This window comes from Halalkalibacter oceani (assembly GCF_023715605.1).
Classification (GTDB): Bacteria; Bacillota; Bacilli; order Bacillales; family Bacillaceae_D; genus Halalkalibacter; species Halalkalibacter oceani.
In genome coordinates, this window is the sequence record NZ_JAMBOL010000021.1 from 17,253 (window position 1) to 34,958 (window position 17,706).

Consider the following 17,706-nt stretch of genomic DNA (forward strand, 5'->3'; position numbering starts at 1 on the left):
TGAAAAAGGTCCTTGCGGGGAGAAAGTCGCAGGTCTGGCTGAAAGGTCGTCTATCGAGGAGTTTTTTCTCTGTTGGACGACCTCTTCCTAATCAATCGTGTCATATTTCTTCAACTAAAAACTTTCCTATCATAATAAAAAGGAGATCGTTATGTTATTTGATACTCATGTGCATTTGAATGCCGATCAGTTCGAGGATGACCTGGACGACGTGCTGACGCGCGCCCGGGAAGCCGGCGTGACAAATATGGTTGTCGTCGGCTTTGATGAAAAAACGATCAAACGAGCCCTTGAGCTCGTTGAACGTTATGAGGAGCTTTATGCGGCGGTCGGCTGGCATCCCGTTGATGCTGTGGATATGACCGATGAGCATCTTGCCTGGCTGGAGGAGCTGTCTGCTCACCCGAAGGTGGTCGCTCTCGGGGAAATGGGTCTCGATTATCATTGGGACAAGTCGCCGAAGGATGTGCAAAAAGAAGTGTTCCGTAAGCAAATTCGCCTCGCAAAAAAAGTGAAGCTGCCGATCATCATTCACAACCGGGAGGCTGATCAGGATATCGTTGACTTGTTGAAGGAGGAAGGAGCAAGCGAGGTTGGCGGGATTATGCATTGCTTTGGCGGCAGCGTGGAAATCGCCAAGCAGTGTCTTGATATGAATTTTTATATTTCTTTGGGAGGACCGGTAACGTTTAAAAATGCGAGGCGGCCTAAGGAAGTCGCTCAGGCTGTTCCGCTTGATCGTCTGCTGATTGAAACCGACTGTCCGTATTTGGCGCCTCATCCAAATCGTGGAAAGCGCAACGAACCGGCTTATGTGAAGCTCGTTGCCGAGCAGATTGCCAGCCTGAGAGAGATGAGTTATGAACAGCTGAGTGCGGTAACAAGAGAAAATGCAAAAAAACTTTTTGGCATTTCTTGATAGCCGGTTCTGACGCCTGTTGACGAAGCTTGTCTAACGACTCACTCGTTCGAAGAAGTTCTACACAAGAGATGACATGCATACAGTGGACGTGTCGATAAGTTTTTGTTTTCTTTACCGGCCGATTCATAGATAATAAGGTCGATGCGGCGAAGAAACAAAATCAAAAAGTTGACAAAGGGAGGCTGAGTGTATATAATTCGGACGTTGAGAAGGAGGAATGCATGACATGGAAGCCAATAAGCTCCGAATTCTTCCAGTCAACCACTTTTGGAGAAATGTGGTACTCTCCGTCATCAGTCTTATTTTATTCGTATGCGGAATGATTTACGCAGTTTATGAGACGACGAAGGCTACGGTAACGATCTCGATTGATGGTGAGAATCTTACGGTGCAAACGCACGCATCTACAGTTGCCGAATTGATGAGAGAGCAGGATTGGAATGTCCAGGAGTATGACCATATTGAACCTGGATTAGATACAAAGATATCAGGCAATATGGCGCTCACATGGGATAGGGCCAAGGAGGTCTTTGTCACCATTGACGGACAAGAAGAGTCGGTATGGACTACAGCAGATAATGTCGAACAACTTATACATGAACTAAATATTGACTACAAAGAGCACGATTTACTTAAGCCCTCGCTCGAAGCCGAAATTGCAGACGAAATGAGCCTAGTCTATGAATCTGCCTTTCAGGTAGTGCTTTCAAGTGACGGTGAACAAAAGGATTTTTGGACAACTTCGACGACTGTCGCTGACTTTTTAGAGAAAGAGAATGTTTCATTAGGTGAACTTGATCGCGTCGAACCAGCGTTGGAAGAACGGATAGACGAGAAAACAGACATTAAAGTGATACGTGTAGAAAAAGTCACCGATGTGGTGGAAGAGGCCGTCGAATTCGGGACGGTAACCCGGAAGGATAGTAGTTTGGAGAGCGGCAAAGAAACAGTCGTTCAGGAAGGCGAAGAAGGACGGGTGAAAAAGCACTATGAAGTTGTGCTTGAAGATGGCAAAGAGGTTTCCCGCGAGCTTGTGAAGACAGAAACGGTGCAGGAAAGTACGGACAAAATTGTCGCAGTCGGAACGCGTCCGGCAGCGCCGACCGTTTCAAGAAGTCAAGCTCCATCAACAGCTTCTGCCAGCCAGGGCGGGGAAGGCCGCACGCTGACGGTAACAGCTACCGCATATACGGCTCAATGCAGCGGCTGCAGTGGAGTAACCGCAACAGGAATCAATTTAAAGAACAACCGCAGTGCGAAGGTGATTGCGGTCGACCCTAATGTGATCCCGTTAGGCTCCCGTGTTCATGTCGAAGGCTATGGTACAGCCGTGGCTGCTGACACTGGAGGGGCGATTCAAGGGAATAAAATCGATGTTCATGTGCCGACACAGGCAGATGCACAACGGTGGGGAAGAAAGCAAGTGAAAATCACAATTCTGAACTAATACGTGTTTAGAGGCAGCAGTGGCTTTGTACTGCGTGACGTCCATATCGAAGAACCCTGCTTTGGTATGGACGTATACAACGAGGCGCAGACTTCGGACACTGCTTCGAGCTTAAGACAAAAGGTAAAAAAGCCGACCTTTTGTCTTAAGCTCTTTTTGCTGTTAGCGTTAAGACAGGCTACAATGGAATAAGCAATGCCGATAGGAGAATAATGATGAAGATTAAAGAAATGATTGTCGTAGAAGGAAAAGACGATACAGTCGCGATTAAGCGGGCTGTTGATGCCGATACGATTGAAACAAATGGTTCGGCTGTAAACGAAAGAGTGCTTGCGCAAATTGAGCTGGCCCAGCAGCGGAGGGGCGTGATTATTTTAACCGATCCCGATTATCCGGGAGAGAGGATTAGACGGATCATCAGTGAACGTATTCCTGCCTGCAAGCATGCGTTTCTGCCGAAGCGCGAGGCTCTTTCAAGGACGAAAAATGATTTAGGTGTCGAGAACGCTTCGCCGGAGGCAATCCGCTATGCCCTCAGACACGCCAAAAAGGAAGAGGAAGAGCTGAAAGTAGAGCTTATTGACCGGCAAGACCTCCTTGACGCAGGATTAATTGCCGGACCGAAAGCGAAGCAACGCCGGGAGCGGCTTGGCATTATTCTGAACATCGGATATGCGAATGGAAAACAGTTTCATAAACGCTTGCAGAAGTTTCGAATTACAGCAGAGGAATTTGCCCGGGCTGTTCATCAGCTGTTTGAGGAGGAAAACAACGAATGACAAAAGATATTGCGACACCAATGCGAACGAAAGAAATACTCGATAAATTTGGCTTCAGCTTTAAAAAAAGCCTCGGACAAAACTTCCTGATCGACACAAATATACTTCACAAAATAGTAGAAGCGGCCCAGCTCACCCCCGATTCCGGCGCGGTGGAGGTCGGCCCCGGAATCGGCGCGCTGACGGAGCAGCTGGCAAAACGGGCTAAGAAAGTGGTCTCGTTTGAAATTGACCAGAGGCTGTTGCCTGTCCTGGAAGAAACGCTGTCTCCCTATGATAATGTGACGATTGTCCATTCTGATGTGCTAAAGGCTGACCTTCAGGCGACGTTGACGACTGAGCTTGCAGACGTGTCCGATGTGATGGTCGTCGCGAACCTGCCGTATTATGTGACAACGCCGATCCTGATGAAGCTGCTTGAGGAAAAGCTGCCGATTCGCGGAATTGTCGTGATGATTCAGGCTGAGGTGGCGGACCGGATCGCCGCAGCCCCTGGGTCAAAGGATTATGGCGCGCTCTCGATAGCCGCTCAGTATTATGCTGTAGCTGAAAAAGTGATGACGGTCCCGGCGACGGTTTTTGTGCCGCAGCCGCGGGTTGATTCCGCTGTGTTACGGTTGACGCTCCGTGATAAGCCCGCTGTTCAAGTTGAAGATGAAGCTTATTTCTTCCGCGTCTTTCATGCCAGTTTTGCGAATCGCCGCAAAACGATTTTAAACAATTTGATTCATAATCACAGCACGAAGGAGCAGAAGCCGGCTGTGCTTGCGGCGTTGGAGGAGGCTGGGATCGATCCTCAGCGTCGGGGCGAAACGCTCTCACTTGAAGAGTTTGCCCGCTTGAGCGATAGCTTATATAAAAGGTTGCCGAAGACCTAGCACACTCCCTCCTCTTCTGACATAGCCTAAGGGGAGAGGAGGCCGTGCCGATGAAACTGAAAAAAGGAGATATCGTTGCCCGCCTTTCATACGAATGCGATTTATTATTTCGGGTTGTTTCCATCCGGGGCGATACAGTCGAATTAGCCGGGGAAGATATGCGCCTGCTCGCAGATGCTCCGGCAGATGACCTCGTTCTCATTTCGGAAGAAGAACGAACGGCCTACCAAAAAGAAGCCAAAGCCCTTGAAGAGAACTCCTATCGCCTGTTTAGGCAGGATGCGAAGCTGATGAAGCAGCGGAGCGAGTACGAGGTCACGTCGGAATATGCGACGAGTCCGAACTACTTTGAGCTGAGAGGACGGGTGCTTCATATCGACGGTGATAGTTTATATTTGCGGAAGTGCACCGATCTGTATGAAAAGCTCGGGGTGCCGGTCTATGGCGTTCACTTACATGAAAAGGAAATGCCTGAACAAATAGAGTCGCTTTTGCAAATGGTACAACCAGATATTGTCGTCATTACCGGTCATGATGCCTATTTAAAAACAAAAGGCGACGAGCGGGATTTGCGGGCATATCGCCATACAAAATACTTTGCCGAATGTGTCCGGGTGGCGCGGAAGCAAACCTGGCACCGTGATGAACTGATCATCTTTGCCGGGGCGTGCCAATCTCACTTTGAGACATTAATTAAAGCGGGAGCGAATTTTGCCAGCTCGCCGGACCGCGTCAACATTCACGCCCTTGATCCAGTCTATATTGCCGCCCGTATCAGCCTTACATCGTTTATGGATTCGATCCGGTTAACGGATGTGCTACGAAATACGATTACAGGGGAGAAGGGTCTCGGCGGGATTGAAACAAAAGGTGTCATGAGGCGGGGGATGCCGCTGAAAATCGATCATTGAATGGCTGAAGGATGTGCAGAACCGGCCCGGGGTGCATGTCCTTTTTTGGTGTCTTCGGATTTTTTTCCATACATATTGCATGGCGAATGAGACATACTAACGAACAATGAACGACAGGAACGTAAAAAAAACCGTTGTTTGAAGAGAAATCTGTTGACAATATTCTTGTTTGCTTGTTATAATTTAAAATTTATTTGACGAATTATGCAAGCTGTGCTATACTGAATAAAGAGTGAGGTGGGTGTAGTTATGGCAAAAACGTTAATAGACATTAAGCGTGCCTTGGATGCTAATGTTGGTAAGAGGATTACAATTAAAGCAAATGGTGGTCGTCGTAAAACGTCAGAGCGTACTGGTCTACTCGAAGAAACATACCCGTCTGTTTTCATTGTGAAATTAGATGAACAAGAAAATGCTTTCGAGCGAGTTTCATACAGCTATGCTGATATCCTTACAGAAACGGTCGAACTCATGCTTTGTGAAGATAACGTTGATTCAACAGTTTCCAAAGCGTAAGCGTCGATTGATACACAACCGGATATGCCTCCCTGTTAATTTCAGGGAGGCATATTTGTGTTGTAGTTGCTCACACTACTAATGTCACGCTATTGCTAACTTACAAAAAGGAGTGGTTAAGACATGAGCAGACGCAGGGGAGTCATGTCAGAACGCTTTAAGGAAGAGCTGGCCAAAGAGCTTGGCTTCTACGATACGGTCCAAAAAGAAGGCTGGGGCGGTATTAAAGCGAGAGATGCTGGGAATATGGTAAAACGAGCCATTGAAATAGCAGAAAACCAATTAGCAAATCGTGACAATTCATAGGAGAAGAGACATTCTCTTATGTATACAGGATGTCTGGCAGGTCGAAACTGGCCTGTTAGGCATCCTTTGTTTTTCTGGAGAAAAGCAAAGGAATACTTCTTGAGTGGTATGTTCAGCAAACAAGTGATAAAATAGCGTAAGCAAATGGAATGAGTAGAAGGTGACAAACGTGAGATATTCAGTAAAGGCCCCGGCAAAAATTAATTTAACATTGGATGTTCTTCATAAACGGGCGGACGGCTATCATGAAGTGGAAATGATTATGACGACGGTCGATTTAGCTGACCGGATTGATTTAACGTTAACGGACAACGGAAAGATTATCATCGATGTTTCCGAGGGATTTGTCCCGAGCGACCAGCGGAACCTGGCCTATCAGGCAGCGGAATTATTACAAAAGCGGATGAACGTGCAAAAGGGGGTTTCGATTTATATTACAAAGCGGATTCCGGTGGCGGCGGGACTGGCAGGCGGAAGCAGTGACGCCGCTGCGACATTGAAAGGGCTGAATAAACTGTGGAAGTTGGGCCTTTCATTGGACGAGCTGGCGGAGATCGGCAAGGAGATCGGTTCGGATGTCGCCTTTTGCGTTTATGGCGGAACCGCGTTGGCGACAGGCAGAGGGGAAGTGATCGAGGCGATTCCGGCTCCTCCCTCGTGCTGGGTGATTTTGGCGAAGCCGCCGATCGGGGTATCGACAGCTGATATCTATAAGCGGCTCACTCTGCAAAACATTGAGCATGCGCCGACAGACCGGATGATCGAAGCGATCAGACAGCAGGATTTCACCGGGATTTGCGCCAACCTTCATAACGTCTTGGAATCGGTGACATTGGATATGTATCCGGAGGTGCGCCATATTAAAGAGCAGATGCTCCGCTTTGGAGCAAATGGTGTCCTGATGAGCGGCAGCGGGCCGACGGTATTCGGACTGGTCGAGCATGAATCGAGACTTCACCGGATTTACAACGGGTTGCGGGGTTTTTGTCAGGATGTGTACGCCGTTCGGCTCATTCGCTCAACAGATACTTGCTAGAAACCGGATAAAAGTGTTATGTTAAAGGAAAATATTCGGTTTTGTGGAGGTAGCATGAAAAAGCTTAAACGAAGCGGTCGTCTTGTCGATATGACCTATTATTTGCTCCAGCATCCACATGAGGTCATTTCACTAACTCATTTCTCAGAACGGTATCAATCGGCAAAGTCTTCGATCAGCGAAGACTTGGTTATTATTAAAGAAATTTTCGAAGATGAAGGCTACGGCACTTTGCTGACCATTTCAGGAGCAAGCGGCGGGGTGAAGTTCATACCGCGGATTGATTATGCTCAGGCTGAAGTGTTTATGCGCGAGTTGATTGATCAGCTTGCTGTACCGGAACGGATTTTGCCGGGCGGTTATTTGTACATGATGGATCTGCTTGGCAGTCCACGATTTATTCAGCAGGTCGGGCAGGTGTTTGCTTCGGTGCTGGCGAATAAACGTATTGATGCGGTCATGACAGTAGCGACAAAGGGGATTCCACTTGCGTATGCGGTGGCTCAGTACTTAGATGTCCCTGTCAGCATTGTCCGGCGCGATCATCTTGTTACGGAAGGCTCCATGGTCAGTATCAACTATGTCTCCGGCTCGTCAAAGCGCATTCAGACGATGACCCTTGCCCGCCGCAGCCTTGCGCCCAATTCCCGCGTCTTTATCGTCGATGATTTTATGAAGGCCGGTGGAACGATTCGCGGGATGATGGATTTGCTTGATGAATTTCAGGCAGAGCTTGTTGGGATTGGTGTCCTTGTTGAGTCGGTCGGGGTCGAAGAACGGCTTGTCGATGAATACATGTCGATCACGAGGCTCTCGGAAGTTAATGTCAAGGAGCGAAAGATTACGGTCGAGCCTGGGAACGTTTTAGACTTATTAAAAACAATCACATTGGAGGAGGAAAAATAAAATGAAAATCGTACATACAAACAGTGCGCCAGCTGCAATCGGACCATATTCTCAAGGGATTATTGTCAATAATATGTTTTACAGTTCCGGTCAAATCCCGCTTACGGCTGAAGGAGAGCTAGTCAACGGGACGGTGGAAGAACAGACTCATCAGGTTTTCAAAAATGTAAAAGCGGTATTGGCTGAGGCTGGTGCGTCTCTCGACACCGTCGTCAAAGCGACCGTTTTTATTAAGGACATGAATGACTTTCCAGCTATCAATGACATCTACGGCGAGTATTTTGGGGAGCACAAGCCTGCCCGCTCGTGCGTTGAGGTTGCCCGTCTGCCAAAGGATGTTTTGATTGAAATTGAAGTCATCGCTCTTGTCAAAGCGTAAAAGACCGGGTCAGTCCTATTAACAATAAGGGGAATAAACGGTTTCTGGAACTTATGTGAGACGAATGTACTCTTACTCATAAAATGTTTTTTAATTTTTTGATTTAGAAGAAGGAATTGCCATCTTTTTAGAGAATTCTTATAGCAAGAATAACATTCTAGAGGTGGTGACCAACATGCAGGTGACAGATGTCAGATTGCGTCGAGTCAATACAGAAGGCAGAATGCGTGCTATTGCCTCCATTACGATTGACCATGAATTTGTGGTGCATGATATTCGAGTAATCGATGGTAATAACGGCCTATTTGTAGCTATGCCGAGCAAGCGGACGCCTGATGGAGAATTCCGCGACATTGCCCATCCGATCTCGTCTCAAACAAGAGAAAAGATTCAAACGGCTGTGCTGACGGAATACGACAAAGCAGGCGAATATGAAGAAGTTGAATATGAAGAAGCGGGTGCTTCTTAATCACAATGAGGGTTCCACTACTAAGCGTGGAGCTCTTTTCTTTGGGCGGACAGTCTTTACAAGGCTCAAACGATTCCCGTTCATTTGAACCCAAAAAGGAAAGCGATTACTTTCTTTTCGTCTCGTGCTGATGGACGCTTTTCAACTTGGCTTTGTCACAAAAGATTAAAAATACCCTTTTGCGACATCTCCTTGAAATACCCCTGGTTTTAGGATATATTCGTAAGGGAAAAAGGAACACCTGGGGGGAAACCATGAGCAGTCGTTTTGCGGTCATATTAGCAGCTGGACAGGGAACGAGGATGAAGTCCAGTCTTTATAAAGTGCTTCATCCAGTATGTGAAAAACCGATGGTTCAACATGTCGTTGATCAAGTCACAGCGTTAGGATTTGAAAAAAAGGTGGCGGTTGTTGGGTTCGGCGCTGAAGTTGTCAAGCAGCAGCTGGGAGATCAGGTCTCCTATGCCGTGCAAAAGGAACAGCTTGGCACAGGCCATGCCGTCATGCAGGCGGAAAGCCTGTTAAAGGGAGAGCAAGGTACGACGGTGGTGCTGTGCGGAGACACGCCTTTGCTGACAGCTGAGACGATTGAAAAATTGCTTGACTGTCATGAAAAAGAAGGAGCAAAGGCAACCGTCCTAACCGCGATTGCGGAAGATCCTACTGGATACGGGCGGATTATCCGCGATGAAAAAGGGCTTGTTGAACGAATTGTTGAGCATAAGGATGCCTCCGAACAAGAACGGAACGTATGTGAAATTAATACTGGGACATATTGCTTTGATAACGCGAGCCTGTTTGCGATGCTGAAGCAGGTCGGCAATGACAATGTCCAAGGAGAGTACTACCTTCCGGATGTGATTGAATTATTAAAAAATGCCGGAGAGAAGGTTGCTGCTTATCAAACACCGCATTTCGAGGAAACGATAGGGGTCAATGACCGGATAGCGCTTTCAGAGGCAGAGAATAGTATGAAAAGAAGGATCAATCATTATTGGATGCGTCAGGGAGTGACGATGATTGACCCGGCGCAAACGTATATTTCAAGTGAAGCGACAATCGGTCAGGATACCGTACTCCGTCCCGGGACAATCATCCACGGGAAAACGGTAATCGGAGAGAACTGCGACATTGGCCCGCACACCGAAATCAAAGATAGTGTCGTCGATAATGGAACGGTGATCTCACAGTCGGTAATTCATGATAGCGAGATCGGCAAGGCCGTACGAATTGGCCCGTTTGCCCATATTCGTCCGCAATCGAATATCGGCGATGACGTGCGGATCGGAAACTTTGTCGAAATCAAAAAATCGACAATCGGAAATGGCAGCAAAGCCTCCCACTTAAGCTACATCGGTGACAGTGAAATAGGCGAGGGGGTAAATTTCAGCTGCGGGGCTGTGACCGTCAATTATGATGGCAAGAACAAGTTCAAAACAAAAATTGAAGATGGGGCTTTTATCGGCTGTAACGCGAATTTAATCGCTCCGGTTACAATTGGAAGGAACGCTTTAGTTGCTGCAGGCTCTACGATTACCGATGATGTGCCGAGTGAAGCATTGTCTATCGCGCGAGCAAGACAGACGAATAAAGAAGATTATCAAAAAGGCAAATAACAACCACTAAGGTGAAGTGAATTTTTGGAGGGAAAACATAAAAATGGCTAAATACGGTGATCCAAGTTTAAAGGTTTTTACATTAAATTCAAATAAAGGTCTTGCTCATGAAATTACAGAGCATATTGGCGTCACGATGGGTCAAAGCTCGGTTACGCGCTTTAGCGATGGAGAAGTGCAGATCAACATTGAAGAAAGCATTCGTGGTTGCGATGTGTATTTGATTCAATCGACTTCCGCTCCTGCAAACGAACATATTATGGAGCTGTTAATCATGATTGATGCGATGAAGCGTGCATCGGCCAGAACGATTAATGTCGTCATCCCTTATTACGGCTATGCGCGTCAAGACCGGAAAGCACGGGCCCGTGAACCGATTACGGCGAAGCTCGTAGCGAATCTGATTGAAACAGCAGGGGCGACACGCGTATTGTCGATTGATCTTCATGCAACACAAATCCAAGGATTCTTCGACATTCCGGTTGACCAGCTGATGGGTGTGCCGATTTTAGCCGATTATTTCTCAGGAAAACAATTAGAAGATATTGTCATCGTTTCCCCGGACCATGGCGGAGTGGTCCGCGCCAGAAAAATGGCTGACCGCTTAAAAGCTCCGATTGCGATTATTGATAAACGCCGTCCGCGCCCGAACGTGGCCGAGGTGATGAATATCGTCGGGAATATTGAAGGAAAAACGGCGATTATTATTGATGATATTATTGATACAGCCGGAACGATTACGTTGGCAGCGAATGCTTTAGTGGAGCATGGGGCGAAGGAAGTGTACGCATGCTGTACGCATCCGGTGCTGTCAGGACCGGCGATGGAGCGGATTGACAATTCAAAAATTAAAGAGCTTGTTGTCACGAATACGATTGAGCTTGATGAGAATAAGAAAAGTGAGAAGATCACTGAGCTTTCTGTAGCGCCACTGATGGCCGAAGCGATTATACGCGTCCATGAGCACGCGTCTGTCAGCACGTTGTTTGATTAATAGGCCACTGGCGTAATTGGTGAACGAACCTCAAGATGTAATAATGGGCTACTGCGAAAACGTAAGTAAGTGGTTTAAATTGACTCATTTAGGGAATACAAGTGATAGAGACTTGAAAACAAATTTGAGGTGAGGCGAGATGGCTACGATTTTAAAAGCAAGCCCCAGAGAAGATTTGAAAGGTTCAGCAACGAGACAATTGCGTAAAGACGGTTATGTGCCGGCTGTATTATACGGGAACAAAATTGAAAGCCAGCCAGTATCCGTTGAAGGAGTAGATTTTCTGAAAACGGTTAGAGAGGTTGGGAAAAACGGGTTATTCTCTTTGGAGGTGTCCGGGAAGAATAAACATCAGGTTATGATCCATGATCTGCAAATCGATCCGCTGAAAAACGAATACCTCCACATTGATTTCTTTGAAGTCGATATGACTTCGGAAATTGATGCGGCGGTACCGGTCCGGTTAACAGGAGAAGCACCGGGTGAGAAGGAAGGCGGCATCGTTTCTCACTTGATGTACGAAATCAGCGTAAAATGTTTGCCGTCAGATATTCCGGAGGAGATCAGCGTTGATATTTCCGGGCTGGCAATTGGTGACTCGATTCAAGTAGCTGATATTCGGTCAACTGTTCAGGTCGAGATCACGAGCGATGATGAAGAAACCATTGTGACAGTCCAGCCGCCGGCAGCAGAAGTCGAGCCTGAAGGAACAGAGGCTGAGGCGAAAGAGCCGGAAGTGATTGGAGAGACTGGGCAGGAAGAAACAGAAGAATAATATCCACATAACAGAAAGTCTGGCTCATGTGAGGCAAGGCTGCGCTGCACCCGCCTAGAGAGGAGAATCCCACTCCTTTCTAGGCTTTTAAAAGATGCAGCGCCTCTTTTATAGTAAGAGGTTCTCTTTTTTGATGGAGCGAGATGAAGTAAAGTTGGGAGCGGGTGAAGGTTGAAATTAATTATCGGACTGGGCAACCCAGGAAGCAAGTATGATGGTACGCGTCATAATATTGGCTTTGATTGCGTTGATCGTTGTGCAAAAGAGTGGGGAATTGAACTTAACCAGAGTAAATTTAAAGGGGTATTTGGTAAGGGCGTCGTCAACGGGGAAACCGTTTTTCTGTTGAAGCCGTTGACCTATATGAACTTGTCAGGAGAATCCGTTCGTCCGTTGATGGATTATTATCAAATCCCGATTGAGGATATCGTTGTCATCTATGATGACCTGGATTTACCGACAGGAAAAATCCGGCTGCGGCAAAAAGGAAGCGCTGGCGGCCATAACGGTATTAAATCGCTAATTGCCCACTTAGGTACACAGGAGTTCAACCGGATTCGCGTCGGAATTGACCGGCCGCGCAACGGGGAAACGATTGTTAACTATGTATTGGGGAACTATTATCCTGAGGAAAGAGATGCGGTTGGAGAGTCGGTTGAGCTGGTGGCCAAGGCCGTTGAAGCGTGGACAACGAAGCCGTTTCTTGAAGTGATGAATCAATTTAATTGACCGCCGTCGTATAGAGTTTTCCCGCCTTGTTCATACTAAAGTTACGAGTAGCGGGAAAGGAGCTAGATACGGTGGCGATTCATTACAAATGCCGTCATTGCCAGGTCGAGCTTGGAGCGATTGATGAGGAGCTGCGGGCTGAAGCGCTTGGCTTTGATAGTCTGACCAGTACGGAACGAACCGATATGTTGACATATGAGCCGAATGGTGATATACATGTGAATGTTATATGTGAGGACTGTCACGAGGCTCTTATGCGAAATCCCGGCTTACACGAGCTGGACAGAATGATACAATAGAATGAGCAGCAAAAAAGGGGTTGTCCCAAAAGCCACGCTTTGGGACAACCTCTTTAAGCAATGAAATCAAGCAGAAAAGAGCCTTTACACCATGAGCGAAGCTGTCTCTAATTAGAATAAAGCAGGATTCTAGGGTTCTAGCAAGAATAAACAGTAAATAGTGCTTTTATGAGATTAACAGAATAAATATAAATTGAACACTAACCATGGCGTTACTGGAATAACAGGGGGAACAGCATGTTAGGATTGCAGCAATATTATCAAAATAATGATGAGATAAAAGCGGTTTCAACAAGTCTTGAAGCGAATATGAAAGAGCAGCTTATATCGGGTTTAACCGGATCGGCACGCACGTTGTTTATTTCGACTGTCTTCCGTGAGGCACAACGGCCGACATTGCTTGTTACGCATAATTTGTATCAGGCCCAGAAGCTGTATGATGATTTGGTTGATTTATTAGGGGAAGACCAGATTCTTTTGTATCCAGTCAATGAGCTTATTTCAGCAGAAATTGCAATAGCGAGTCCGGAGATGAAGGCGCAACGTATTGACGTGTTAAATAAGCTGATTTATGGATTCAAAGGGGTGGTCATCGCACCGCTTGCCGGAATCAGACGCCAGTTGCCCCCGGTAAGCGTTTGGAAGCATCACCAGATTGATGTCGAGATTGGAACGGATATCGGCGATATTGACCAATTGATGAATAAGCTGGTGGCAATGGGCTTCCAGCGTGTCGATATGATCGCCTCACCCGGTGAATTCAGTGTCCGTGGCGGAATCATTGACTTGTACCCGTTGACGGAACCGGATCCGATTCGAATCGAGCTGTTTGACACGGAGGTTGATTCGATTCGGACTTTCTCCGTGGAAAATCAACGCTCAAAAGAAGAGAAGAAGGCCGTCCGGATTGGTCCGGCCCAGGAAGTGCTGCTTGAGAAGACACATTATGAACAAGCGGCGGCTGCTTTGGCGGAAGGTTTGGCGAAGACGTTAAAGGAAGTTCGGGCGAAAGAGACGAAGGAGAAGCTTTCGCAAAATATTTCCTATGAAATCGGGCAATTGAAGCAAGGTTCGACCTTCCAGGGAATGTATAAGTATATGTCGCTTTATTATGAAGGCGAGCATTCGCTGCTGTCATTTCTTCCCGCGAATTCGATACTGGTTATTGATGAATTGGCAAGGGTAAAGGAAATGGCGGAAAGCCTCGATAAGGAAGAGGCCGAGTGGAGCATCGCCTTGCTTGAGCAGGGAGAAATCATTCATGATGTTTCGATGTCGGTAGCCGTTTTTGAGCAATTAAAGCATTCTCATTATCCGATTATTTATTTATCGCTATTTTTGAAGCATGTTGCCCAGACTAACCCGGAAAATGTGATCAGCATCACATGCAAATCGATGCAGCAATTTCACGGTCAAATGCAGCTGCTTCAGTCGGAGGTTGCACGCTGGAAAAAGGCGGGGCAGGCTGTCGTATTCATTGCCGCCTCAAAGGAACGGGCTCAACGACTTTCCTTAAACCTTGAGACGGAGCAAATCGAAGCGGCAATTGTGGAACGCTCCACAGAGTTACGCGAAGGTCACACATATATTATGGTTGGAAACCTGCAAAGCGGCTTTGAACTGCCCTCGAGCAGGTTAGTTGTGATTACGGAAGAGGAAGTGTTCGCCAAGAAAAGGGCGAAGCGGCCACAGCGCAAGCAAACATTATCGAATGCCGAACGGATTAAAAGCTACTCTGAGCTAAAAGTTGGCGATCTCGTCGTTCATACGAATCACGGTATCGGAAAATACCTTGGCGTAGAAACGCTGGAAATCAATGGTCTCCATAAGGATTATCTCCACTTACGCTATAAAGGAAATGATAAGCTATATGTGCCGGTCGAGCAGATCGATCAGGTGCAAAAGTATGTCGGATCGGAAGAAAAAGATCCGAAAATTTATGCGTTGGGTGGAAGTGATTGGAAGAAGGTGAAAAAGAAGGTACAATCATCGGTCGAGGATATTGCCGATGATTTAATCAAGCTCTATGCTGAGCGTGAAGCGAGCAAAGGGTTTGCCTTCTCCGCTGATGGGCCTGAACAGGCGGAATTTGAAGCTTCCTTCCCCTATCAGGATACAGAGGATCAAAAAAGAGCGATCCTGGAAATTAAAAAGGATATGGAACGGCCGCGGCCAATGGACCGCTTATTATGCGGCGATGTCGGCTACGGGAAAACAGAAGTGGCCATTCGCGCCGCCTTTAAAGCGATCATGGATGGCAAGCAGGTCGCGATCCTTGTGCCGACGACGATCCTTGCCCAGCAGCATTATGAGACGATCAAAGAGCGCTTTTCCGAGCACCCGATCAAAATCGGTGTCCTGAGCCGTTTTCGCTCAAAAAAGGAACAAACAGAAACGCTTAAAGGCTTGAAGGCAGGTACGGTTGATTTGATTGTCGGTACGCACCGTCTTTTATCGAAGGATGTTGTTTTTCACGATCTCGGTCTGCTCATCGTCGATGAAGAGCAGCGATTTGGCGTGACGCATAAAGAAAAAATTAAACAGTTAAAAGCAAATATTGATGTTTTAACGCTTACAGCGACCCCGATACCGCGGACGCTGCATATGTCGATGCTCGGTGTTCGTGATCTGTCCGTTATTGAAACTCCGCCGGAAAACCGTTTTCCTGTCCAGACCTACGTTGTGGAATACAATGCCGCTCTTGTACGGGAGGCGATTGAACGGGAGCTGACCCGCGGAGGTCAGGTGTATTTTCTCTATAACCGCGTCGAAGATATCGAGCGGATGACGGAGCAACTGTCGATGCTCGTTCCGGATGCCCGCATCAGCTATGCCCACGGGCAAATGAATGAGCGGGAATTAGAGACGATCATGCTCGACTTCCTGGAAGGCAACAGCGATGTATTGGTAACGACGACGATTATCGAAACAGGGGTCGACATTCCAAATGTGAATACGCTTATTATTTATGACGCCGATAAAATGGGGCTCTCCCAGCTTTACCAAATCCGTGGACGTGTCGGACGTTCAAATCGGGTCGCCTACGCTTATTTCACATATCAGCGCGATAAAGTGTTATCGGAAGTGGCGGAGAAGCGTTTGCAGGCGATAAAGGAATTTACAGAGCTTGGATCAGGATTTAAGATTGCAATGCGCGATTTGACGATCCGCGGTGCCGGAAACCTGCTTGGCTCCCAGCAGCACGGCTTTATTGAATCGGTCGGGTTTGACCTCTATTCACAAATGCTGAAAGAAGCAATTGAGGAACGAAAAGGCGACAAACCGAAAAAAGAACGTTTCCAATCAGAGATTGACGTTAAGGTCGATGCTTACATTCCGGAAGCATATATCAATGATGCAAAGCAAAAGATTGAAATGTACAAACGGTTTAAAGGTGCCGAGACGGTTGAGGATATAAAGGATTTGCAGGATGAGATGTTCGACCGCTTTGGCGAATATCCGAAGCAGGTGGACTTTCTGTTGCGCTTAACAGCGATAAAGCTGAAAGCCAATCGGGAAAAAATCGAGCAGATTGTCGAAGGCAAGGATCATGTGGCGATTATTGCATCGGCTGAGGCTACGCAGAGCCTTGATGGGGCAAAGCTGTTTGAAGTCGCTCATCAGCTTGGGCGCGAGGTCGCCCTCGGGACGGCCGGAGACAAAATCAAATTTTCGATTAAAACGAAGACATTAAGCGATGAACAGCTCCTGACGATGATCGAGACAATTATCGGCGGAATTGAAGACGCGAAAAAGAATTAAATAAAAGACTAAGGACGTATACAACTCACAGAGGTGAATTCGGGGAAAACGTCAACCTCTAGTCACGACTCCGCGCAGCCGCTTTAAAAAAAGCCGCTGCGCGTTTTTTTAAAATTTTTCCGGGTAATTCGAGGAGGGGCGTCAGCTTCGCGCGTTGCTTCAAAGAAAAGCCGCTGCACGTTTTTCTTATGGATTGATGTTGTAAGCAGCCAAAGAAATTCATGTATTGGTGAATAGTTCTTTTTCTAAGAAAGATACTATAGATAATTCCACTTCACCAAGTACACACACCATTAGAAAGGGAGGCTAGTCAATATGAAAGCAACAGGAATCGTACGTCGCATTGATGATTTAGGACGTGTGGTCATACCGAAAGAAATCAGAAGAACATTACGAATTCGAGAAGGAGATCCGTTAGAAATCTTTGTCGATCGCGATGGAGAAGTCATCCTCAAGAAGTATTCCCCTATTTCAGAGCTTGGCGACTTCGCTAAGGAATATGCAGAGGCCTTATATGATAGCTTAAATCATTACGTCTTAATTGCTGATCGCGACACATTTATTGCTGTAGCAGGAGCACCAAAAAAGGAATATACAAACAAAAGTGTTGGTGAGATCGTTGAGAAGGTGATGAATGAGCGGCAAACGAGGGTTGAGGTTAAGAGTGGAGAGTATAATCTTGTCGGTGACCATCTTGATGATCTGAAAGGCTTTGTCATCGCTCCGATCATTGCAAATGGCGACCCGATTGGCGCCGTCGTTTTATTCAGCAAGGAGCAGGACCTATCCGGAACGATTGAACAGAAGCTCGCTGAAACAGCGGCAAGCTTCCTCGCCCGGCAAATGGAGCAGTAAAGTGGCTGTGACAAGGAGGGGTAATCCTTTTTGTCACGGCTTTTCTGTTTGAAGAGGTGGAAATGAGAGAAGACGAAAGCAGGATGTGGAAGGGAGAGTTTAAAAGCAGCTTAGCCTGTCGGCATGT

General features: G+C 47.0%; 18 protein-coding genes. All 18 read left to right on the forward strand.

Annotation, left to right across the window (positions count from 1 at the left end):
• Window positions 1-151: 151 nt before the first annotated feature.
• The 18 genes from M3202_RS17080 (at window position 152) to spoVT (ending at window position 17,579) form a co-directional block, all read left to right on the forward strand.
• Window positions 152-919 (forward strand): TatD family hydrolase, encoded by a 768-nt coding sequence (locus M3202_RS17080; protein ID WP_251224483.1) that lies wholly within the window; start codon window positions 152-154, stop codon window positions 917-919.
• Between the two features lie 229 nt (window positions 920-1,148).
• Complete coding sequence (locus tag M3202_RS17085) at window positions 1,149-2,369, forward strand: resuscitation-promoting factor (protein ID WP_251224484.1); 1,221 nt, start codon at window positions 1,149-1,151, stop codon at window positions 2,367-2,369.
• Between the two features lie 215 nt (window positions 2,370-2,584).
• A complete protein-coding gene (gene rnmV / locus M3202_RS17090; protein WP_251224485.1) occupies window positions 2,585-3,148 on the forward strand; it encodes a ribonuclease M5 in 564 nt (187 codons plus the stop codon).
• The gene (gene rsmA / locus M3202_RS17095; RefSeq protein ID WP_251224486.1) at window positions 3,145-4,026 is read left to right on the forward strand and encodes a 16S rRNA (adenine(1518)-N(6)/adenine(1519)-N(6))-dimethyltransferase RsmA; all 882 of its coding nucleotides are present in this window, start codon (window positions 3,145-3,147) and stop codon (window positions 4,024-4,026) included. The genes rnmV and rsmA overlap by 4 nt, the downstream gene beginning before the upstream one ends.
• A 50-nt stretch (window positions 4,027-4,076) precedes the next feature.
• Entirely contained in the window at window positions 4,077-4,937 is an 861-nt protein-coding gene (yabG, locus tag M3202_RS17100) for a sporulation peptidase YabG (protein ID WP_251224487.1), read from the forward strand.
• Window positions 4,938-5,186: 249 nt separating this feature from the next.
• Window positions 5,187-5,453 carry a biofilm formation stimulator Veg gene (gene veg, locus M3202_RS17105; RefSeq protein WP_251195293.1) on the forward strand — a complete coding sequence of 89 codons (267 nt, stop codon included), beginning with the start codon at window positions 5,187-5,189 and terminating at the stop codon, window positions 5,451-5,453.
• 123 nt (window positions 5,454-5,576) lie between these two features.
• Complete coding sequence (locus M3202_RS17110; protein WP_251195292.1) at window positions 5,577-5,759, forward strand: small, acid-soluble spore protein, alpha/beta type; 183 nt, start codon at window positions 5,577-5,579, stop codon at window positions 5,757-5,759.
• Between the two features lie 169 nt (window positions 5,760-5,928).
• Window positions 5,929-6,795, forward strand: coding sequence for a 4-(cytidine 5'-diphospho)-2-C-methyl-D-erythritol kinase (gene ispE / locus M3202_RS17115; RefSeq protein WP_251224488.1), 867 nt, complete (start codon window positions 5,929-5,931; stop codon window positions 6,793-6,795).
• A gap of 54 nt (window positions 6,796-6,849) precedes the next feature.
• Window positions 6,850-7,701: a pur operon repressor gene (purR, locus tag M3202_RS17120; protein WP_251224489.1), complete on the forward strand. Its 852-nt coding sequence runs from the start codon at window positions 6,850-6,852 to the stop codon at window positions 7,699-7,701.
• Window position 7,702: 1 nt separating this feature from the next.
• Window positions 7,703-8,080, forward strand: coding sequence for a RidA family protein (locus M3202_RS17125; protein ID WP_251224490.1), 378 nt, complete (start codon window positions 7,703-7,705; stop codon window positions 8,078-8,080).
• Between the two features lie 175 nt (window positions 8,081-8,255).
• Window positions 8,256-8,549 carry a septation regulator SpoVG gene (gene spoVG / locus M3202_RS17130; RefSeq protein WP_251224491.1) on the forward strand — a complete coding sequence of 98 codons (294 nt, stop codon included), beginning with the start codon at window positions 8,256-8,258 and terminating at the stop codon, window positions 8,547-8,549.
• Between the two features lie 254 nt (window positions 8,550-8,803).
• On the forward strand, window positions 8,804-10,165 hold the full coding sequence (gene glmU, locus M3202_RS17135) for a bifunctional UDP-N-acetylglucosamine diphosphorylase/glucosamine-1-phosphate N-acetyltransferase GlmU (RefSeq protein WP_251224492.1): 1,362 nt from the start codon (window positions 8,804-8,806) through the stop codon (window positions 10,163-10,165).
• Between the two features lie 43 nt (window positions 10,166-10,208).
• The gene (locus tag M3202_RS17140) at window positions 10,209-11,159 is read left to right on the forward strand and encodes a ribose-phosphate diphosphokinase (RefSeq protein WP_251224493.1); all 951 of its coding nucleotides are present in this window, start codon (window positions 10,209-10,211) and stop codon (window positions 11,157-11,159) included.
• A 139-nt stretch (window positions 11,160-11,298) separates the two neighbouring features.
• On the forward strand, window positions 11,299-11,934 hold the full coding sequence (locus M3202_RS17145) for a 50S ribosomal protein L25/general stress protein Ctc (protein WP_251224494.1): 636 nt from the start codon (window positions 11,299-11,301) through the stop codon (window positions 11,932-11,934).
• 171 nt (window positions 11,935-12,105) lie between these two features.
• Window positions 12,106-12,663 carry an aminoacyl-tRNA hydrolase gene (pth, locus tag M3202_RS17150; RefSeq protein ID WP_251224495.1) on the forward strand — a complete coding sequence of 186 codons (558 nt, stop codon included), beginning with the start codon at window positions 12,106-12,108 and terminating at the stop codon, window positions 12,661-12,663.
• Between the two features lie 71 nt (window positions 12,664-12,734).
• The gene (gene fin, locus M3202_RS17155) at window positions 12,735-12,962 is read left to right on the forward strand and encodes an anti-sigma-F factor Fin (protein ID WP_251195315.1); all 228 of its coding nucleotides are present in this window, start codon (window positions 12,735-12,737) and stop codon (window positions 12,960-12,962) included.
• A 237-nt stretch (window positions 12,963-13,199) separates the two neighbouring features.
• A complete protein-coding gene (mfd, locus tag M3202_RS17160) occupies window positions 13,200-16,724 on the forward strand; it encodes a transcription-repair coupling factor (RefSeq protein ID WP_251224496.1) in 3,525 nt (1,174 codons plus the stop codon).
• 315 nt (window positions 16,725-17,039) lie between these two features.
• Window positions 17,040-17,579 (forward strand): stage V sporulation protein T, encoded by a 540-nt coding sequence (spoVT, locus tag M3202_RS17165; protein ID WP_251224497.1) that lies wholly within the window; start codon window positions 17,040-17,042, stop codon window positions 17,577-17,579.
• Window positions 17,580-17,706: the final 127 nt, after the last annotated feature.